The organism is Providencia sp. PROV202 (genome assembly GCF_028479565.1).
In the GTDB taxonomy this organism is placed as follows: domain Bacteria; phylum Pseudomonadota; class Gammaproteobacteria; order Enterobacterales; family Enterobacteriaceae; genus Providencia; species Providencia zhijiangensis.
Window position 1 is genome coordinate 125359 of record NZ_JAMPNV010000009.1, and the last position, 21425, is coordinate 146783.

General features: G+C 43.7%; 18 protein-coding genes and 1 other RNA gene. 14 read left to right on the forward strand and 5 right to left on the reverse strand.

The annotated features are described in order from the left end of the window. The first annotated feature begins 353 nt into the window (after positions 1 to 353). The gene (gene acnB, locus PR799_RS05845) at positions 354 to 2951 is read left to right on the forward strand and encodes a bifunctional aconitate hydratase 2/2-methylisocitrate dehydratase (RefSeq protein ID WP_036951167.1); all 2598 of its coding nucleotides are present in this window, start codon (positions 354 to 356) and stop codon (positions 2949 to 2951) included. A gap of 110 nt (positions 2952 to 3061) precedes the next feature. Here the strand turns inward: acnB and PR799_RS05850 are convergent, their stop codons facing one another. Beyond that, positions 3062 to 3439, reverse strand: a complete 378-nt coding sequence (locus PR799_RS05850; protein ID WP_272521459.1) for a VOC family protein — start codon at positions 3437 to 3439, stop codon at positions 3062 to 3064. Between the two features lie 177 nt (positions 3440 to 3616). On the opposite strand from PR799_RS05850, the gene PR799_RS05855 reads away from it, so the two are divergent. The 4 genes from PR799_RS05855 (at position 3617) to PR799_RS05870 (ending at position 6687) form a co-directional block, all read left to right on the forward strand. After that, positions 3617 to 3982 (forward strand): YacL family protein, encoded by a 366-nt coding sequence (locus PR799_RS05855; protein ID WP_036951163.1) that lies wholly within the window; start codon positions 3617 to 3619, stop codon positions 3980 to 3982. A gap of 152 nt (positions 3983 to 4134) precedes the next feature. After that, positions 4135 to 5007: a small-conductance mechanosensitive channel MscS gene (mscS, locus tag PR799_RS05860; protein WP_154602550.1), complete on the forward strand. Its 873-nt coding sequence runs from the start codon at positions 4135 to 4137 to the stop codon at positions 5005 to 5007. Positions 5008 to 5225: 218 nt separating this feature from the next. Next, positions 5226 to 5843, forward strand: coding sequence for an arginine exporter ArgO (argO, locus tag PR799_RS05865; RefSeq protein WP_272521460.1), 618 nt, complete (start codon positions 5226 to 5228; stop codon positions 5841 to 5843). A gap of 115 nt (positions 5844 to 5958) precedes the next feature. Next, positions 5959 to 6687 (forward strand): oxidative stress defense protein, encoded by a 729-nt coding sequence (locus PR799_RS05870; RefSeq protein ID WP_272521461.1) that lies wholly within the window; start codon positions 5959 to 5961, stop codon positions 6685 to 6687. On the opposite strand, the gene PR799_RS05875 is transcribed toward PR799_RS05870, so the two are convergent. After that, positions 6677 to 7597, reverse strand: coding sequence for a LysR family transcriptional regulator ArgP (locus tag PR799_RS05875; protein WP_036951157.1), 921 nt, complete (start codon positions 7595 to 7597; stop codon positions 6677 to 6679). The genes PR799_RS05870 and PR799_RS05875 overlap by 11 nt on opposite strands. 197 nt (positions 7598 to 7794) lie before the next feature. Between PR799_RS05875 and rpiA the strand changes: the two genes are divergently transcribed. Both rpiA and serA read left to right on the forward strand, forming a co-directional pair. After that, positions 7795 to 8454, forward strand: a complete 660-nt coding sequence (gene rpiA, locus PR799_RS05880) for a ribose-5-phosphate isomerase RpiA (protein WP_154627363.1) — start codon at positions 7795 to 7797, stop codon at positions 8452 to 8454. Positions 8455 to 8904: 450 nt separating this feature from the next. Then, positions 8905 to 10155, forward strand: a complete 1251-nt coding sequence (gene serA / locus PR799_RS05885; protein ID WP_154627364.1) for a phosphoglycerate dehydrogenase — start codon at positions 8905 to 8907, stop codon at positions 10153 to 10155. 36 nt (positions 10156 to 10191) lie between these two features. Here serA and PR799_RS05890 read toward each other — a convergent pair whose 3' ends face one another. The 3 genes from PR799_RS05890 to zapA form a co-directional block, all read right to left on the reverse strand. Then, on the reverse strand, positions 10192 to 10794 hold the full coding sequence (locus PR799_RS05890; protein WP_230088610.1) for a 5-formyltetrahydrofolate cyclo-ligase: 603 nt from the start codon (positions 10792 to 10794) through the stop codon (positions 10192 to 10194). Positions 10795 to 10929: 135 nt separating this feature from the next. Then, positions 10930 to 11112, reverse strand: a non-coding RNA gene (gene ssrS / locus PR799_RS05895) — 6S RNA. Between the two features lie 110 nt (positions 11113 to 11222). Then, complete coding sequence (zapA, locus tag PR799_RS05900) at positions 11223 to 11552, reverse strand: cell division protein ZapA (protein ID WP_036951152.1); 330 nt, start codon at positions 11550 to 11552, stop codon at positions 11223 to 11225. 221 nt (positions 11553 to 11773) lie between these two features. Here zapA and PR799_RS05905 point away from each other — a divergent pair, with 221 nt between their 5' ends. From PR799_RS05905 to gcvP, 7 genes are all read left to right on the forward strand, one after another. Then, positions 11774 to 12352, forward strand: coding sequence for a YecA/YgfB family protein (locus tag PR799_RS05905; protein WP_154602554.1), 579 nt, complete (start codon positions 11774 to 11776; stop codon positions 12350 to 12352). A 164-nt stretch (positions 12353 to 12516) separates the two neighbouring features. Next, a complete protein-coding gene (gene pepP, locus PR799_RS05910) occupies positions 12517 to 13839 on the forward strand; it encodes a Xaa-Pro aminopeptidase (protein ID WP_272521462.1) in 1323 nt (440 codons plus the stop codon). 37 nt (positions 13840 to 13876) lie between these two features. Continuing rightward, positions 13877 to 15055 carry a 2-octaprenyl-6-methoxyphenyl hydroxylase gene (gene ubiH / locus PR799_RS05915; RefSeq protein WP_272521463.1) on the forward strand — a complete coding sequence of 393 codons (1179 nt, stop codon included), beginning with the start codon at positions 13877 to 13879 and terminating at the stop codon, positions 15053 to 15055. Between the two features lie 25 nt (positions 15056 to 15080). Further along, positions 15081 to 16307 (forward strand): FAD-dependent 2-octaprenylphenol hydroxylase, encoded by a 1227-nt coding sequence (gene ubiI, locus PR799_RS05920; RefSeq protein ID WP_272521464.1) that lies wholly within the window; start codon positions 15081 to 15083, stop codon positions 16305 to 16307. Positions 16308 to 16774: 467 nt separating this feature from the next. Continuing rightward, positions 16775 to 17869, forward strand: a complete 1095-nt coding sequence (gene gcvT, locus PR799_RS05925) for a glycine cleavage system aminomethyltransferase GcvT (protein WP_154602559.1) — start codon at positions 16775 to 16777, stop codon at positions 17867 to 17869. A 92-nt stretch (positions 17870 to 17961) separates the two neighbouring features. Next, complete coding sequence (gcvH, locus tag PR799_RS05930) at positions 17962 to 18354, forward strand: glycine cleavage system protein GcvH (RefSeq protein ID WP_154627368.1); 393 nt, start codon at positions 17962 to 17964, stop codon at positions 18352 to 18354. 189 nt (positions 18355 to 18543) lie between these two features. Next, positions 18544 to 21420 carry an aminomethyl-transferring glycine dehydrogenase gene (gcvP, locus tag PR799_RS05935; RefSeq protein ID WP_154627369.1) on the forward strand — a complete coding sequence of 959 codons (2877 nt, stop codon included), beginning with the start codon at positions 18544 to 18546 and terminating at the stop codon, positions 21418 to 21420. The last annotated feature ends 5 nt before the right edge of the window (positions 21421 to 21425 follow it).

The window sequence follows — 21425 nt, forward strand, 5'->3', positions numbered from 1 at the left end:
ATAATTTGTGATAAGGGATGAAAAAAGGCACTAATTAGGGTGCTTTCAGTCACGAAATGAATTATAAAAAGTAAGGTCTTAATGGATGTTTATAATGGATTATGATGTTTCAAGCTTAAAAATTACCCTATAAAGTTTGTTAATGGGTTAAGTTAGCAGAAGAATGTTACTTTCTTGTGAATGAATTAACATTATGTTTAAATTCTGCTATGCTGATTGCCCGAAGCTGGACATAATTTTATCGCCATTGAGATTATGTGAGCAAATTCCTCTGACCTGGCACCGGATGATGACTTTTTCAGGATGGTGCAGACAGCCGGGTATATAAATAACAAAGAAGCGAGGAGAACGTCGTGCTAGAAGAATACCGTAAGCACGTAGCCGAGCGTGCCGCTCAAGGGATTGTCCCTAAGCCATTAGATGCGTCACAAGTAGCTGCACTAGTAGAGTTACTGAAAAACCCACCCAAAGGTGAAGAAGATTTCTTGTTAGACCTGCTGACCAACCGTGTTCCACCGGGCGTCGATGAAGCAGCGTACGTTAAAGCTGGATTTTTAGCCGCGATCGCAAAAGGCGAAACATCCTCCCCTCTGATCTCCCCTGAAAAAGCCATCGAACTGCTTGGTACCATGCAGGGCGGATACAATATTCACGCGCTAATCGAAGCTCTTGATGATGCCAAATTGGCAGCCATCGCAGCGAAAGCACTTTCCCATACTCTACTCATGTTCGATAACTTCTACGATGTAGAAGAAAAAGCGAAAGCGGGAAATGCACATGCTAAGCAAGTCATTGAGTCATGGGCGAATGCCGATTGGTTCAACGAGCGTCCAGAATTAGCTGAAAAAATGACAGTGACTGTATTTAAAGTCACTGGCGAAACAAACACTGATGATTTATCTCCTGCACCAGATGCATGGTCGCGCCCTGATATCCCTCTGCATGCTTTAGCAATGCTGAAAAACGCACGCGACGGTATCGTTCCTGATGAAGCGGGTAGCGTAGGTCCAATTAAACAAATCGAAGAACTGAACAAAAAAGGCTTCCCACTAGCTTATGTGGGTGACGTTGTCGGTACTGGTTCTTCGCGTAAATCAGCAACGAACTCCGTTTTATGGTTTATGGGTGATGATATTCCATTCGTGCCTAATAAACGCGGTGGCGGTGTGGTGCTGGGTGGTAAAATCGCACCTATCTTCTTTAATACAATGGAAGATGCGGGTGCACTGCCAATTGAAGTGGATGTATCTAAGCTGAATATGGGGGATGTGATTGATATCTATCCATATAAAGGTGAAGTTCGTAATCACGAAACTAACGAATTATTAGAAACATTCGAATTAAAAACGGATGTGTTAATCGACGAAGTTCGTGCTGGTGGTCGTATTCCTCTGATCATCGGTCGTGGCTTAACCACTAAAGCGCGCGAAGCATTAGGTTTAGGTGCAACGGACATGTTCCGTCTTGCGAAACCTGTTGCACAAAGCAATCGTGGTTACTCATTAGCACAAAAAATGGTGGGTCGTGCATGCGGTCGTCAAGGTATTCGCCCTGGTGAATACTGTGAACCTAAAATGACGTCTGTCGGTTCTCAAGATACCACGGGTCCAATGACACGTGATGAGCTGAAAGACTTAGCGTGTTTAGGATTCTCTGCAGATTTAGTCATGCAGTCATTCTGTCACACGGCAGCTTATCCAAAACCTGTCGATGTTACCACGCACCATACGCTGCCTGATTTTATTATGAACCGCGGTGGGGTTTCTCTGCGTCCGGGCGACGGTATTATTCACTCTTGGTTAAACCGTATGCTATTGCCAGATACTGTTGGTACTGGTGGTGACTCGCATACCCGTTTCCCAATTGGTATCTCATTCCCAGCAGGTTCTGGTTTAGTGGCTTTTGCTGCTGCAACCGGTGTTATGCCTCTGGATATGCCAGAGTCCGTATTAGTTCGCTTCAAAGGACAAATGCAACCGGGTATTACATTACGTGACCTTGTTCATGCTATTCCTCTGTATGCGATTAAAGATGGCTTACTGACTGTTGAGAAAAAAGGTAAGAAAAACATTTTCTCTGGTCGTATTCTGGAAATTGAAGGTCTTCCTGAGCTGAAGGTTGAGCAAGCATTTGAATTAGCGGATGCGTCGGCTGAACGTTCTGCGGCGGGCTGCACTATCAAACTGGATAAAGCGCCAATCATCGAATACCTGCAATCTAACATCGTTCTTTTGAAGTGGATGATCGCAGAAGGTTACGGTGACCGTCGTACTATTGAACGTCGTATCAAAGGTATGGAAAACTGGTTAGCGAACCCTGAGTTACTCGAAGGCGATGCTGATGCAGAATATGCAGCAGTGATTGAAATTGATCTTAATGAGATAAAAGAGCCAATTCTGTGTGCGCCAAATGACCCAGATGATGCGCGTTTACTGTCTGATGTTCAGAATGAAAAAATCGATGAAGTATTCATCGGTTCATGCATGACTAACATTGGTCACTTCCGTGCGGCAGGTAAACTGCTGGATTCCCATAAAGGTCAATTACCAACTCGCCTGTGGGTTGCGCCACCAACCAAGATGGATGCGGCTCAATTAACTGAAGAAGGTTATTACAGCGTATTTGGTAAGAGCGGAGCCCGTATTGAAGTCCCTGGCTGTTCACTGTGTATGGGTAACCAAGCACGCGTGGCAGATGGTGCGACTGTCGTTTCGACATCGACTCGTAACTTCCCTAACCGTTTAGGTACAGGGGCGAATGTGTATCTGGCATCCGCAGAGTTAGCCGCAGTGGCTTCTCTGTTAGGTCGTTTACCAACGCCAGCTGAGTACCAACAGTTTATGAATAAAGTTGACGAGACTGCGGAAGATACATACCGCTATCTGAACTTTGATCGACTGGATCAGTACACTGAAAAAGCGGATGGTGTGATTTTCCAAACTGCTGTTTAATCAGCGATAGATAGAATCATACTCATTTAACCCCAAGAATTGAGAATTCAATTTTTGGGGTTTTTTCTATCTTTCTTCTAGCAAAGAATACGAATATGGCTAGGTGAGCGTTAAAGATATTGTGAAATTTCAATTAAATTCAAATCAGGATCTCTGATATATAAAGAAGTAATCTTACCGATTGCACCAGTTCGTTGCACTGGCCCCTCTATAATTTCCACACCTTGCTGTTCAATATGCTGTTGAACTTCTATCAGTGGAATATCACTGATAAAGCAGAGATCTAACGATCCTGGAACAGGCAAGTGTGCCTTAGGTTCAAACTCTTTCCCATATTGGTGAATATTTATTTTTTGCTGACCAAATTGCAGGGCAAAACGTTGTTCACCGAAGGTGATCACAGACATCTTTAAAATACGTTGGTAAAAATCAAGACAGGCATCAAGATCTGTGGTGGTTAAGACTAAATGGTCTAATCGATTAATCATTGAGGTTCCTATTGCCGAGTTGGGTAGCGAGTATCAATCTTAATTGAATAAACCTATTTATGCAGCGTAATAGTCACGACCATTAATTTTCTTCTGACAGTCTGTAATAGCGCTAAGCAAACCCACTTGACTCGCGTTATACTTAATTCAAAGACGCAAAGTGTTGAGGTATTGCATATGGACTACCAATTCTTAAAGGATATTACAGGAAGTATTACTGCTAAATTTTCAATGGATCATGAAGCTATCGGTTATTGGTTAAATGAGGAAATCAAAAATGACCTCAGTTTACTGGATACCATCGCAGAAAATTATGAACTGATTAAAGGCAGTGAAAAGCAATGGGAGTTTATTGGTCACGAATACACACTTATTCTTGATGATGAGGAAGTGATGATCCGTGCGAACCAATTAGCTTTTGAGACGGATGGGTTAGAAGAAGGCATGAGTTACTATGATAATGAAAGTATTGCCTTTTGTGGTGTAAATGACTTTTTCGATATGTTGGATGACTATCGTGAGTTTGTTATCGAAAATCGATAAATAGCATTTTATTTATCGATTAATTTTATATTTTGATAATTTATAGCTATTATTTTAAGCGTGTTATTCAATTATTTACTAATAGTTTCTAAGGTTATTAATTGAATTGAGCGAGTTTTCCTAGTCTAAATTTGATCGAAAAGGATATACATATGAATACTGATGATGTTACAGGCGCATTGAATGATGCAACAAATTGGTTTGTGGCAAATCAGGATCTGCTAGTCCAGTATGTCGTCAATATCGTTTCCGCACTTGTTATTTTAATTGTGGGGTTGATGATTGCTAAATGGGTTAGCCGTGGTTTGAATCGCGTGATGACAATGAGAGGAATTGACTCCACTGTTAGCGAATTCTTATCTGCTATTGCTCGCTATACCATTGTGGCATTTACCTTAATTGCTGTGCTGGGCAAAATTGGCGTACAAACTGCCTCTGTCATCGCGGTAATGGGTGCCGCCGGTTTAGCGGTTGGTTTAGCATTACAAAACTCATTAGGTAACTTTGCTGCGGGCGTTCTGCTGGTGGTATTCAGACCATTAAAAGCGGGTGAGTTTGTTAAGATTGGCGCAATTGACGGTACAGTACAAAGCGTGCAAATTTTCTCAACCACATTGAGAACGGCAGATGACCGTATCGTGGTGATCCCAAACGGTAAAATTATTGGTGACAGCATCATTAACGTGACTCGTGAGCCGCTTCGTCGTCAAGATATCATGGTCGGTGTTGCTTACAATTCTGATATTGATATGGTTAAAAAAGTCTTGGGTGATATCGTTGCTGCGGATAAACGCATTCTTCATGACAAAGGTGTTACTATCCGTTTAAATGAAATGGCGCCATCTTCATTAAACTATTTAGTGCGTTTCTGGACAACGAATGGCGATACTTGGCCAGTTTATTGGGATTTAATGGAAAACTTTAAGCGTGCGCTTGATAAGCACAATATTGGTATTCCATTCCCGCAAATGGATGTTCATCTTCACCAAGTTAATACTAGCGCAAAAAATATTTCTGCTGAATAAGTCTTAACGTATTTATCTTTAAAAATGGCGTGACCTAAAAAGTTGCGCCATTTTTATTTACACTTTGTGCTTAACCTTATCCTGATTTTTTATCATTTCCTTATCGCCAATTCTGATTAGCCTTGCTTATGGACCATTAGAGTTAATCGTTTTCACTAATAATTTTTTCTGGATATTATTCTTGGCAGATTGTCTGAATAATTATTGGGAAAAATTGCATGTTTACGATTTATTTTCAGGGGGCTCTACTTGGGGCTGCAATGATATTACCTTTGGGGCCACAAAATGCGTTTGTATTGCAACAAGGTAGCCGCAAACAATTTCATTTAATGAGTGCATTATTATGCGCTCTAAGTGACACGATTTTAATCATTGCTGGTGTATTTGGCGGCAGTGCGTTATTAAGCCAGTCTGAGTTATTGATGGCGTTAATTACATGGGCTGGAGTCGCATTCTTAGCATGGTATGGCTATGGGGCGTTTCGTACAGCTATGACTCCAGATGATGAGGTCTTACAGTTAGAAAGTACAACAATGACACGCTGGAAAGTGATTGTGACTTTATTTGCTGTCACTTGGCTGAATCCTCATGTGTACTTGGATACATTTGTAGTGTTAGGCAGTGTCGGTGGGCAATTAGAAAGCCAATTACGTCCATGGTTTACTGCAGGGGCTTTGACGGCTTCATTTGTATGGTTTTTCTTATTAGCCATATTAGCCGCTTGGTTTTCTCCTATACTGAATAAACCACGCTCTCAGCGTTTGATTAACTTGTTTGTCGGTTGTGTCATGTGGTTTATTGCATTTAAACTCGCGATGCATGGTTTGGGTTATTAATTAGCATTATTCTGAATCGCAGTTTGAGCTGAATATGATAATGTGAACCTTAATCAAAGGAAGTTTATGATGAGCTTCCTTTTTATTGTAGAGAAAAACACCATTGGGAGGTTCTGTGAAATTGAAATCTATCGTTGTTGCTGCCCTGCTGGCAGGTCTTGCGGTACCAACCATGTCATTGGCAAGTGCCGTGCCAGAAGGTCCACATATTTCAACATCAGCAAGTGGTGCTGTGAAAGTGGCGCCAGATATGGCGACGCTGAGCATTAATGTGCAAGTGACCAATAAAGATGCCGCTGCTGCGAAAGCCGCCGTTGATAAGCGTGTTGCTGAATATTATGAATTCCTAAAGAAAAATGGCATTGAAAAGCAAGATATTGAAGCTGCCAATGTACGTACGCAACCAAACTATGATTATAGTTCGACTGCTAAGGCGTCTTTAAAAGGCTATACCGCGACAAGAACCGTTGAAGTCAAAGTGAAAAAACTGGATCAACTGAATGTTCTGCTCGATGGCGCATTAGCAGCAGGATTGAATGAAATTAATTCAGTACAATTTGGCGTGAATGATCCGCAGAAATATCGTAATGCAGCGCGTGACCAAGCGATGAAGAATGCTCAACAGCAGGCTGAAGCGCTGGCGAAAGGGTTTAATGCACAGCTAGGGCCGATTTACAGCATTAATTATAATGCTCCATCAGATGTACCATACCCAATGGCGATGCGTAGTCGTGGTGGCGCGTTGAAAGCTGCTGCTCAAGATCTCAATGTTGATGAGACCTATGAGCAACAAGGTATTGATTTTAATGACCAAGTCGATGTGGTTTTTGAAATTAAGCGTTAATTTCGGCAGCAATTTCATCATCTTGTTTTAGCATCTGGCGTCCTGTTTTCAGCAGGGCGTCAGTCACTTTCTTCATTGTGCGGCTTTCTGGCGCAAAGCGATGCCAATAAAGCATCCGTCGTTGGCATAACCCCGGTGTTAAATCGATCAGCTCACCATTTTCTAATTCACTGGCAATTTGCAAATGCGGGATCATACAGCATGTTGAACCCTGCTTTGCTAGCTGCACAAACGCTTCCGATGAGTTAACAATATGGCAAGGGACGCTACCCGGAGAGAGACCAAAGTTTTGTTGTACAAAGGCTTGGTGCATATCATCTAAGTGGTCAAAGGCCACGGCTGGCGCTTTTAATAACGATGCGCGAGTCACACCTTCAGGGAAATATTTAGCCGCAAAGCCAGGGGACGCCACGAAAATATAGTCCAGAGCACCCAGTTTATCGACTAAACAGCCCGGTAGCGCTTGTGGCTGAATACTGATAGCACCGACTACTTCACCACGTCTTAAACGTTCTTGGGTGCGGGTTTCATCTTCCACTTGGATGTTTAAGCGAATGGGGGTGTTACCCAGTACGGGATTTAATGCCGGTAAGAACCAAGTTGCCAAGCTATCGGCGTTTACCGCTAAGGAGAGCAATAATGGGGTAGAGCCGCTGTTTTCATCTCCAAGCCACTGTTCTTCGAGTAATTCTACTTGATGAAGCAGCGCTAGCAGTTTTTGACCTTGTTCAGTCGGATGTGGCGGAACAGTACGCACGAGTAAAGGTTGACCAAAAAGGTTTTCTAACTGTTTGATTCGTTGAGAAACCGCAGATTGGGTGATACACAATTTTTGTGCTGCTCGTTCAAATCCGCGTTCACGAATGACGGCATCCAGTGCTTGCAAGGCGCGATAATCAGGGCGCTTCATCAAAAACTCTCCTTCTTGTTATTCTGCTAATCACTATGCCATATTTTTAGGGATAACACTTGCAAATATTCCTAAAGGGTATTTTTCATAAGAAGTAGTGCACAATCCCTAATAACAATACTGCAACTTGCTGGGTGTCCGGTATATACTATTGGACATCTACTTAATGACTCATTATTTCAGCATAAGGCTCTCGCATGACTCAGGATGAATTAAAAAAAGCAGTAGGTTGGGCGGCATTAGAATATGTTAAACCGGGCACCATTGTTGGTGTCGGTACAGGTTCTACCGCATCTCACTTTATTGATGCATTAGCAACAATGAAGGGGCAAATCGAAGGCGCTGTCTCTAGTTCTGAAGCGTCAACTCAGAAATTAAAATCCTTGGGTATTCCCGTTTTTGACTGCAATAGCGTAGATTTATTAGATGTCTATGTTGATGGCGCTGATGAAGTTGACGGTAACATGAACATGATCAAAGGCGGCGGTGCAGCGTTAACTCGTGAAAAAATCGTGTCTGCTATTGCTAAAACATTCGTGTGTATCGTAGACCAATCTAAGCTGGTGGGCGTACTGGGTAAATTCCCTCTGCCAGTGGAAGTGATCCCAATGGCGCGTAGCTATGTGGCTCGTGAGCTAGTCAAACTGGGGGGGCAGCCAGTTTACCGTGAAAATGTGGTAACGGATAACGGTAACGTTATTTTAGATGTTCACAACTTAGAAATCCTCGACCCAGTGGCTTTAGAAAATAAAATCAACGGGATTGCTGGCGTCGTCACAGTCGGATTATTTGCTAACCGCGGTGCGGATGTCGTGCTGATGGGAACAGCTGATGGCGTAAAAACCATTAAGTTATAATTAGCTAGAATGAATGATAAGCCAGTGGATTTTCGAGTTCACTGGCTTATTTTGTTTTTGGCTAGCTTATTTTATTTTTGAGTAGATAGTTGGATGGTTAATGACTTTTGTAAATATCATCAACATGAAAATTATTTAAATTTTTTTTACCTTCCGTTATTTTGGTGATATATCTCACACAAATGCCCATTAGGTGGGCAAAATGCTTATTTTGTGTTACCGCTCTAGATTTTCCACCATATAACTTCTTTTTCATCACACATTTTAGCAGAGGCTAAGCAATCGTTTGTATTGCTACTGCGCTGGATTTTGCTATGTTGGTATTCTCGTTTTATTTCAAGGTGCATGTGAAGGGGCTGGAGTGTCTTAATTTCATGGCGTGCATCTCGAATTATTTTGAGTTCATACGAAATTCATCGGTCAAAAATTAAGTACGATAGGGTAGGGTAAATGGTCAAGGTATCTTTGCAGAAAGACAAAATTAAATTTTTACTGCTCGAAGGTGTTCACCAAAGTGCTGTGGATAACCTCAAAGCAGCGGGTTACACCAATATCGAATATCACAAAAGCGCGCTGTCAGACGAAGAACTAAAAGAAGCGATTAAAGACGCGCGTTTTGTGGGGATCCGCTCCCGTACTCATTTGACGGAAGAGATCTTTGCTGCCGCAGAAAAGCTGGTGGCTGTGGGATGTTTCTGTATTGGAACCAACCAAGTTGATCTCGATGCTGCAGCGAAGCGCGGTATTCCTGTCTTTAACGCACCATTCTCCAACACCCGTTCCGTGGCGGAAATGGTATTAGGTCAGTTATTACTGTTGTTACGTCGTATTCCTGAAGCGAATATGCAAGCTCACCGTGGGATCTGGGAAAAACAAGCGAAGGGTTGTTTTGAGGCTCGTGGTAAGCGCTTAGGTATTGTTGGTTATGGTCATATCGGCACACAGTTAGGGATTTTAGCTGAAGGTATCGGTATGGATGTTTACTTCTATGATATCGAAAACAAATTACCATTAGGTAACGCAACTCAAGTTCGTTCATTACCAGAATTATTAAAAATGAGCGATGTAGTGAGCCTACATGTGCCTGAAACTGCAAGCACAAAGAATATGTTTGGCGAAGCACAGTTCGAGCAAATGAAGCAAGGTGCGATTTTCATCAACGCATCACGCGGTACTGTCGTTGATATTCCTGCATTAAGTGCAGCGTTAGAGAGCAAAAAACTCTCAGGTGCAGCGGTTGACGTATTCCCAACGGAGCCTGCGGCAAACAACGATCCTAATGATCCATTCATCTCTGAGTTGATTAAATTCGATAACGTGATCCTGACTCCACATATCGGTGGTTCAACAGAGGAAGCACAAGAAAATATCGGCTTAGAAGTAGCAAGCAAGCTGGCAAAATACTCAGATAATGGTTCAACATTATCTGCGGTTAACTTCCCTGAAGTTTCTCTGCCAGTGCATATGGATGATACTAACCGCTTACTGCACATTCATGAAAACCGCCCTGGTATCATGAACAGTATCAACCAAGTGTTTACTGAAAATAACATTAACGTGGTCGGGCAATACCTGAGAACTTCCGGTAATGTGGGCTACGTGGTTATTGATGTGCTAACGCAGTCGCCAAGCCAAGCGGATGAAGTATTACTGAAATTAAAATCTCTACCGGGCACTATCCGCGCTCGTCTGTTGTTCTAATCAGTCGATATATTAAAAACACCGTGGCGTTGGTATTTACCAGCGCCATATTTTTTTCGGGGTAATAATTTCTGGCAACGGAATATCCCAATGCGCAACGGGTAAATCTTCAACTAACTGACAATCATGGGCGAGCCCAATAGGATAAAAGCCAGTTTGTTGCCAGTTTGCCAATGTTCTATCATAAAATCCGCCACCCATTCCTAACCGTTGTCCTTGGCTATCAAAGGCCACCAGCGGGACCATCATAATATCCAGTTGCTCGATAGGTAATACATCCAAGACATTCAATTGTGGTTCTTCAATATTAAATTTATTTTTTACTAAGATAGTCTTCGGCGTGTAGTGCAAAAATAACAAATGATGAGAATTAAAGGGATGAATAACGGGGAGATAAACTTGTTTTCCGTGATCCCAAAGGGTTTGGATTAATGGACGTGTATTAATTTCACCATCGAACGAAAGAAATAGGGCAATCGTTTTAGCTGATGCTATTTTGGGATGATTAAGTATGTGAGCGATAATGTGTTGAGCCGCGTTATCTTGGGCTTCTAGTGTCAGTTCCCGTCTAGTTGCTCGAATGGATTTACGGATTTTTTGACGTAGTGAAGAGAGCGTATCTGACATAACCATTCCCATAAATCATTTCCTAATAGCAAGTTGATAACTCGTGGAAAAACCTACGAAACAGTATATCGCAAGGAATAGGAATAAGTAATTTTTAGCGCGGGTTTGGGATTTTGTGCAAAGAATAAGAGCAGACTAAATAGAAGGGAGGTCTCCAAGATGCCGTTGTAGGCTGTAACCCTTGAACCCTTGGTTCAAGGTGAACGCAGTTTAGCAACCTTTAGGCTTCCTGAGCGAATCAGGCATGCTCACCAGCGCAATAACCACATTCTGTTTGGTATGAAATATCGGCTCAGGGGACTTACCCACTGACGCGCATCTCAGAGAAATTTGTTTTGAGAACTTTCGTTACTCAGTGATTTCATTGTACGAAATTAGAGTATAAATGCAACCTAATTTTTCGTTTTATTTTTTTACTAGTGATTGATTAATAAGCATATTTACTCTAGGGGCAATACCTGCCTCTCAGTGATTTTCACCTGATCGTGCAATGCTTGTTCAATCGTCTGCTGCAATACTTTTATTTTCTCTTCCATATTATAAGCATAATCGCGCGTTTTTGTCTTTTCTTGTGCTAATTCGTGACAGACGTTCAATGCGACAATGAAAATAAGCTGTTCAGTGTTAGTGACACCGCTTCGGTCTTTTAACGTTTTTAAGCGTTCTTCTAATTCTTTTGCTGACTCTAAGAGCGCTTCTTTTTGTTCTATTGGGCAATTAACGCGCATAGAGCGCCCAAAAATCTGAATATCAACGGGTTGTGCGGACATGGTACCTCCATACTAAAATCGTTTTCGCCAATAAAAGTAGGACATTTGGCGTAAATGTTGTTAATTTTTGCATAGCTTATGCTGAGATAGGCATTGGCGATATATTACTAGTTTAGAATAAAAATAAGCTAATAATAACTCAGACAAAAAAAGCAGGCTGGTCTAGCGGCTATCCTTGGTGGTAGCATATCACGAATCCCAAGCTAACATGACGAATTCAGATGTCTATACAAAAATCTTTACCTAACTATGAATCGTTGGACAACTTACTCCAACAGCACTCAATCGCACTCACTGCCGCCGAGATCCATGGTTTAATAACCGGACTGATTTGCGGAGGAAGCCGTGATCACGGTTGGCAAACGCTTGTTCATGATCTGGCGAATGACGGGCTTGCATTTCCGCAAACCGTTTCACAACCGTTGCGCGAGCTATATGACCTCACATTTGAAGCATTAGATGACACCGAATTTGCATTCAACATGCTATTTCCGGATGAAGACGCTTCTGTGTTTGACCATGCAGACGCACTGGCTGGCTGGGTTAACCACTTCTTACTTGGTATTGGCGTTGCTCAACCTAAATTGACTGATAAAAAAGAGATTAGTGAAGTAATTACTGATCTACGTAACATCGGTATGCTTGGTTATGATGAAGAAGAAGACCAAGAAGAGTTAGAGCAAGCATTAGAAGAAGTTGTTGAATATGTGAGAGTTGCCGTTCAACTGTGTTACATCGCACTGGCTGAGCCGAAAAAAGGTCCAACCGCTGTCGAGAATATCAAGCCCGTTCTTCACTAATCTATAATACTAGGTAGCGACCCACTAACTGTAGGCTTTCTGCATTGTCAGTCACCTACGGTTAAGGAACGGATTTACCTAATTTAAACTGATTGCCGTTTGATTTTTAGCTAATTATCAAACAAGCAACCAACCTAAAACCCAAATAATAAGGCAATAACGGTATGAATAAGCAGGAATTTATTTCTCGTCGTAATGCATTATTGGCTCAAATGGCGCCAGCAAGTGCTGCTATTATCTTCTCAGCACCGGAAGCACAACGTAATGCGGATTGCGAATATCCGTATCGCCAGCACAGTGATTTTCTGTATCTGACTGGATTTAGTGAGCCAGAAGCGGTTTTAGTTTTAATAAAAAGTGACGAGAAACATAGCCACACCGTGCTGTTCAACCGTGTTCGCGATCTCACCGCAGAAATTTGGTTTGGGCGTCGCTTAGGGCAAGATGCGGCACCGGAAAAACTCGGTGTTGATAAAGCGCTGCCATTTGATGAAATCGTTGATCAGCTCTATCAATTACTCAACGGCCTCGATGTGATTTATCACGCTCAAGGTGAATTTGATTACGCGGATAAACTGGTTTTCGGTGCGTTGGATGTCCTGCGCCGAGGAAGCCGTCGCAATTTAAAAGCCCCTCGTACTGTCATTGACTGGCGTCCAATGGTGCACGAAATGCGCCTATTTAAGTCGGATGCAGAAATGGCGGTCATGCGTAAAGCGGGTGAAATCTCGGCATTAGCGCATATTCGTGCGATGGAAACTTGCCGCCCGAATATGTATGAATATCAACTCTGTGGTGAGATTGAGTATGAATTTACTCGCCATGGTGCGCGTTTCCCATCCTATAACACCATCGTCGGTAGTGGCGAAAACGCCTGCATTTTGCACTACACAGAAAATGAATGTGCGATGAAAGATGGGGACTTAGTCCTGATTGATGCCGGTGCAGAGTTAGAAGGTTACGCCGGAGATATCACCCGAACTTTTCCTGTAAATGGAAAATTTACCAAAGAGCAGCGTGAAATTTACGATATCGTTCTTCAATCTATCAATACCGCATTAGAACTGTATCGCCCTGGTACCAGCATCCACGAAGTGACTCGCCAAATTGTTCGTATTAAAACGGAAGGCTTAGTGAAATTAGGCATTTTGCAGGGTGATGTCGAACAATTGATCGAAAACAAAGCGTATCATCCATTTTTTATGCATGGTTTAAGCCATTGGCTGGGCTTAGATGTTCATGATGTCGGTTTCTACGGTGTAGAAAGAGACCGCATTTTAGAGCCAGGCATGGTGCTGACTATTGAACCGGGATTATATATTGCGCCAGACGCTGATGTACCGCCTCAATACCGTGGTATTGGTGTTCGCATAGAAGACGATATTCTTATCACTGAAGATGGGAATGAAAATTTAACGGCGATGGTCGTCAAAGATCCTGATGAAATTGAAGCGTTAATGGCGGCAGCTAAAAAACGCTTAGGTTAAGCAGTAAAAAGTAATAATAGAAGGTAATTAACAACCTATGAATGTGATTATTGTTGGGGGAGGAATGGCTGGTGCGACATTGGCACTGGCGATTTCATCACTCAGTCAAGGACGTGTTTCGGTATCAATTATCGAAGCATCTCAACCGGATAACCAACATCCGGGCTTTGATGCACGAGCGATTGCGTTAGCGCACGGCACTTGCCAGTACTTATCATCGATAGGTGTTTGGTCTGCATTTGCTGATTGCGTCACCCCCATTAATCACGTTCATGTGTCCGATAGAGGGCACGCAGGGTTCGTTAATATTCATGCGGAAGATCATCAAATCACCGAATTGGGTAATGTGATTGAATTGCATGAAGCGGGCGCCCGTTTATTTTCACTGTTACGTAAAGCGCCCGGCGTTACACTTTATTGTCCCGCTAAAGTGGAGCATGTTGAGCGTACCGTGGAGAATGTGACTGTCACGTTAGACAGCGGTGAGCAAATCACGGGCAGTTTATTAGTGGCGGCGGATGGTAGTCGTTCCGCGATTGGCCAAGCTTGCAACATGCAATGGCAGCAAGATGATTATGGACAAGTGGCGATTATTGCCAATGTGAAAACCTCGATTGACCCCGCAGGTCGCGCCTTCGAGCGTTTTACTGAATTTGGTCCTTTGGCATTATTACCTATGTCTGAAGGGCGTAGCTCGTTAGTTTGGTGTCATCACCAAGAACATGCTGACGATATTAATGCGTGGGATGATGAAACCTTTATTCGCAAATTACAGCAAGCCTTTGGCTGGCGCTTAGGGGAAATTACCCAAGCGGGTAAACGTAATTGTTACCCATTAGTGTTAAGAAAAGCGGTGAATCCTGTCAGTCACCGTGTTGCGCTGGTGGGAAATGCGGCGCAGACATTACACCCAATTGCAGGGCAAGGTTTCAACCTTGGGATCCGTGATGTCATGCAATTAGCTGAATTAGTCGTCAATGCTCATGATAATCAGCAAGATATTGGTAGTTATTCATTGCTCAGTCAGTACCAACAAACCCGATTAGCCGACCGAGAAAAAACGGTCACCATGACTGATGGTCTGGTGCGTTTATTTGCTAATCGTTGCTTCCCATTAATCGTGGGGCGTAATTTAGGTCTGATGGTGATGGAGATGTTGCCGCCTGTTCGTGATGTTTTAGCCCGCCAAACCCTTGGCTGGGTCGCACATAAATAACCACAAAACTAAGAGGAATTAAAATATGCAATCGTTTGATGTGGTTATCGCCGGTGGTGGTATGGTTGGGCTCGCACTGGCATGTGGACTCGAAGGCAGTGGTTTACGTGTGGCGGTCGTTGAAAACCATCCACCTAAAACGCCATTCTCTGCTAACGCTCCTCATGCGCTACGCGTGTCGGCAATCAATGCTGCCAGTGAAAAATTATTGACTCATTTAGATGTGTGGTCAGTCATCAAAGGGATGCGTGCTGCCGCCTATAACGGGATGGAAGTGTGGGACAACCACAGTTTCGGCCGTATTGCTTTTTCCGCGCAAGACCAAAATCTCTCGCATTTAGGTCATATTGTTGAGAACAATGTGGTGCGCGACGCCTTATGGCAAAAAGCCAGCCAATTGCGCGATGTGACTTTACTGGCACCTGCAACTATCAAAAAGGTAGTGTGGGGGGAAAATGACGTTTTCATCACTTTAAACGATGAAAATATGTTAACGGCTCGCTTGATAGTCGGGGCAGACGGCGCAAATTCATGGTTGCGTAGCCACGCGGATATTCCGCTCACTTTCTGGGATTATGAACATACCGCACTGGTGGCAACCATTCGAACCGAACGCCCGCATGAAGGTATTGCCCGCCAAGCCTTTAATGGTGAAGGCATCCTCGCGTTCTTACCGTTAAGTGACCCGCATTTATGCTCGATTGTTTGGTCTCAACCAAACTTAGCGGCGGCTCGTCGTCAAGATTTGGATAAGTTAGAGTTTGAGAAAGAATTGACCGTCGCATTTGATGTTAATTTAGGTTTTTGCCAATTAGAAAGCGACCGTTTAACAATTCCGTTAACTGGGCGCTATGCACGCCAGTTTGCGGCGCAGCGTTTAGCGCTACTTGGGGATGCGGCTCACACCATTCATCCTCTAGCCGGTCAAGGTGTGAATCTTGGTTTTATGGATGTTGCTATGTTGATTGGTGAAATCAGAAGGCTGCACCGTGAAGGCAAAGACTTTGGTCAATATTTCTATTTGCGTGACTATGAACGTAGCCGCAAGCATAGCGCTGCGGTGATGTTAGCGGGTATGCAAGGTTTCCGTGAACTGTTTGATGGCAATAACCCTGCGAAGAAACTGCTGCGAGATATTGGCCTTGTTTTAGCGGACAGTTTGCCGGGGGTTAAACCGCAATTATTGAACCACGCAATGGGCTTGTCGGATATGCCTAAATGGTTGAAGCAACTACCGGCTAATAACGCTTAATTCCGCCTTAATTCTCTTCCAGATAACCTGAGTGTTTAATTTTAAATACTCAGGTTTTTTATTTTTTATTCCACCTCGTTAGCCTAGTCTACCAATAGCTGAGAAAAACTAATTTATCCATTATTTCGGATTAGTTTTTCTAATTCATGTGCTTTTTTGAATTTATCTGCATTTTTGGGGTAAGTCTCAATTTCGATGATATTTTGCGCAGTAATAAGCCAAATATGAAGGGATTGAGTGATCGTTCTCAATTATTTAACAAAAACCACTGGAAATGTAATGATGCAATGAGTAATACAGAGAGTACGTCACCCTATTTTTTTTTATAGCATCCAATTTCGAATGTTAGCGGTTTTGAATCAAATCCGATGATTTGCGTTTTGATGAAACGGGGTTTACAGACAAAAAATTTATGCCGTTCATCGCGCGATCACCCCATCAGACACAGTAATGTAAAGAGGGTATTCATGGTAAAGCAAACGACTCTATATGATGAGCATATAGCCTGCGGTGCAAAAATGGTGGATTTCCACGGCTGGATGATGCCACTGCACTATGGTTCGCAAATCAACGAGCATAATATTGTTCGAACCGATGCAGGAATGTTTGATGTTTCCCACATGACGATTGTTGACTTACATGGTGAAGGTTGCCGTGATTTTCTTCGTTATCTTCTCGCCAATGATATTGCTAAGCTCACCATCAAAGGTCGCGCGCTGTATACCGGTATGCTGAATGCATCGGGTGGTGTGATTGATGACCTGATTGTTTATTACCTTGAAGATGACTTCTACCGCCTTGTGGTTAACTCTGCGACGCGAGACAAAGATATTGCGTGGATTGAGCAGCACGCAAAAGATTATGCGGTCGCGATTACTGTACGTGATGATTTGGCGTTAGTTGCTGTTCAAGGTCCGAAATCTCAAGAGAAAGTTCACACTTTACTGACCGATGAACAGCGTGCCGCCATCAAAGATATGAAGCCTTTCTATGGTGTACAAACTGGCGATCTATTTATTGCGACCACAGGCTACACGGGTGAAAAAGGGTATGAAATTGCGATGCCAAAACAGCAGATCGTGGATTTCTGGCATAAATTGTTGAAAGCTGGCGTTCACCCTGCTGGTTTGGGGGCTCGCGATACTCTGCGCCTTGAAGCGGGTATGAATCTCTATGGGCAAGATATGGATGAATCTATTTCTCCATTAGCGGCCAATATGGGGTGGACAATTGCTTGGGAGCCGCAAGACAGAAACTTTATCGGTCGTGAAGCGCTGGAAAAACAGCGGGCCAAGGGTACCGATAAGCTGGTGGGCATCGTGATGCGCGAAAAAGGCATTCTGCGTGCCGAACAGGTTGTGCGCTTTACGGATGAATCAGGTAAATTGCATGAGGGGGTGATCACCAGTGGTTCATTCTCTCCAACGTTAGGTTTCAGTATCGCGTTAGCGCGTGTACCAAGTGATATTAAAAATCACGCCATCGTTGAAATCCGTCAGAGGGAAATGCCGGTTGAAGTGGTAAAACCCGGATTTGTCCGTGAAGGTAAGGCATTAGTGTAATTAGATATTTTCTAATACAAATTGATTTTAAAACGTTTTCTCAAAAACTTTTTCTCAAGAACATATGGTCAGAATCAAAAGAGAGGCTAGAAATGAGCAATGCACCTAAAGAATTAAGATATACCCGCGAACACGAATGGCTGCGTGATGAAGGTAATGGTGAATTCACGGTGGGTATCACTGAACATGCGCAAGAAACTTTAGGCGACATGGTGTTTGTTGATTTACCGGACGTGGGTGATGTAGTGAGCGCAGGGGACGACTGTGCTGTCGTTGAGTCTGTGAAAGCAGCATCCGATATTTATGCACCGATTAGTGGTGAAATCATTGCCGTTAACAATGCACTCAGCGACTCTCCAGAGCTGGTGAACGAATCGCCATATCAAGAAGGTTGGATTTTCCGTATTAAGATGAGCGATGACTCTCAGTTAGCTGACCTTATCGACGCTCAAGGTTATCTGAGCATGATCGCTGCGGAAGAGTAATTCACCGCTCCCAACTTTGTGCTGTAGCGAAATGGCTCGCTACAGTGCGAAGTTCCAAAAAAATAGAGCGTATTTTTCATCAAGGTGAGTGTGATCTCGTCCACTGACCTCACAGTTTATCAATAGGTTTATCATCGCTAGAGTCTTATAACCTACGCTACGCATAGCAAAAAGGATGGGAACACAGATATGTCGATGTCACTGAGTCAACTAGAAAACCGTTCAGAATTCATCTCGCGCCATATAGGGTCATCAGAACAACAAATAAAAACCATGTTAGGTACTGTTGGCGCGACTTCCCTCGATAATTTAATGGACAAAATTGTCCCGAAAGCCATTTTACTGCCTGAGCCACCAAGAGTCGGCGGTGGTGCTACCGAGCAAGAAGCCCTCGCAGAATTAAAAGGGATTGCCTCCCTGAATAAACGTTATAAAAGTTACATCGGCATGGGCTATGCCCCAGTGATCCTTCCTCCTGTTATCTTACGTAATTTGCTCGAAAACCCAGGTTGGTATACAGCTTATACTCCTTACCAGCCCGAAGTTTCCCAAGGTCGTCTTGAGTCACTGCTGAACTTCCAGCAATTAACGATTGATTTAACCGGCTTAGATTTAGCTTCAGCGTCGTTATTGGATGAAGCAACAGCCGCTGCGGAAGCGATGGCCATGGCCAAACGCATCAGTAAATTGAAAAATGCAGAGCGCTTTTTTGTTGCGGATGATGTCCATCCTCAAACTCTTGATGTTGTGCGGACTCGTGCGGGTACATTTGGTTTTGAAGTGATTGTGGACAGCGCAGAGAAAGTACTGGAACACGAAGGTGTATTCGGTGCATTACTGCAACAGGTGGGCACCACGGGGAATATCCACGATTACAGCGAGCTATTTGCCAAACTAAAAGCGAAGAACATTGTTAGCTGTGTGGCTGCCGATATGATGGCATTAGTGCTATTAACAGCACCTGCAAAGCAAGGGGCTGATATCGTTTTCGGTTCGGCGCAGCGTTTTGGTGTTCCAATGGGGTACGGTGGTCCTCATGCTGCGTTCTTTGCCTGTAAAGATGAGTTCAAACGTGCGATGCCGGGACGCATTATCGGGGTTTCTCGTGATGCGGCGGGTCATACTGCGCTACGTATGGCGATGCAAACCCGTGAACAGCATATCCGCCGTGAAAAAGCGAACTCCAACATTTGTACCTCCCAAGTTTTACTGGCCAATATTGCTGCGATGTACGCGGTGTATCATGGACCTGAAGGCTTGAAAATGATTGCTCAGCGCATTCATCGCTTTAGCTCGATTTTTGCGAAAGCGCTTACAGAGTCAGGCATCGCTCTACGCCATAAAACGTGGTTCGATACTCTGGCTATCGAAGTGGCAGACAAAGCGGCTGTTTTAGTGCGTGCCGAAAAAGCGCAAATAAACTTGCGCACAGATATTCACGGTGCAGTGGGCGTCACGTTCAGTGAAATCACCACACGCCAAGACCTGAACGAATTGTTCTTTGTGATCACGGGTATTGACCAAAAACTGGATTTCGAAAAATTAGATAAGCAAGTTTCAGAAAGTGAAAGTGCAATTCCAGCCGCCATGTTGCGTGATGACGTGATTTTATCTCATCCTAATTTCCATCGTTATCATAGCGAAACGGAAATGATGCGCTATATGCACAGCTTAGAGCGTAAGGATTTAGCGCTGAACCAAGCGATGATCCCATTAGGTTCTTGCACCATGAAACTGAATGCTGCTGCTGAAATGTTGCCAATTACGTGGCCTGAATTTGGCGAATTACACCCGTTCTGTCCACCGGAGCAGGCGCAAGGCTATCACCAAATGATTGAGCAGCTTTCCCACTGGTTAGTTCAATTGACGGGATATGATGCTGTCTGTATGCAGCCTAACTCAGGGGCTCAAGGGGAATATGCGGGGCTATTAGCTATCCGTCGTTACCATGAAAGTCGCAATGAAGGCGCTCGTAATATCTGTTTGATCCCAGCCTCAGCTCACGGAACTAACCCTGCATCTGCTCACATGGCGGGTATGGAAGTCGTGGTAGTACGTTGTGATGATGAAGGTAACATTGACCTTGTTGACCTACGAGAAAAAGCGCAGGAGCACAGTGCTGCACTCTCTTGCGTGATGGTGACTTATCCGTCAACTCACGGTGTTTATGAAGAGAGCATTCGCGAAGTGTGTGAAATTATCCACCAATATGGCGGGCAAGTTTACTTAGATGGCGCGAATATGAATGCCCAAGTGGGATTGACAACACCGGGCTTTATCGGTGCGGATGTGTCTCACTTGAACTTACATAAAACCTTCTGTATTCCGCATGGCGGTGGCGGCCCAGGTATGGGACCTATCGGCGTGAAAAAACATTTAGCACCGTTTGTACCGGGTCACTCTGTCGTTACTCAAGAGATGCTGACCGAGCAAGGTGCAGTTTCTGCAGCGCCATTTGGTAGTGCTTCGATACTGCCAATTAGCTGGATGTATATCCGCATGATGGGCTCTCACGGGCTGAGAAAAGCTAGCCAAGTGGCAATCTTGAATGCGAACTATATTGCTAAGCGCTTAGCGGGTCGCTATGAGATCCTGTATACCGGACAAGAAGGTTATGTGGCTCACGAATGTATCGTGGATCTACGTCCAATCAAAAAAGATACGGGTATCAGCGAGCTGGATATTGCTAAGCGCCTGATTGACTATGGTTTCCATGCGCCAACGATGTCATTCCCAGTGGCGGGCACGTTGATGATCGAACCTACTGAGTCAGAAAGTATTGTGGAAATCGACCGCTTTATCGATGCCATGCTGGCTATCCGCGATGAGATTGATCAAGTGGTTCAAGGTAAATGGACGCTGGAAGATAACCCGTTAGTGAATGCGCCACACGTTCAAACCGAATTAGCAGAAGAGTGGGAACATGGTTATAGCCGTGAATTGGCGGTATTCCCATCTCATGCAACGCGAGTGAACAAGTATTGGCCTGCGGTAAAACGCCTTGATGATGTTTATGGCGACCGCCATTTACATTGTTCTTGCGTGCCTATCGATGAGTATATGTAATTAAT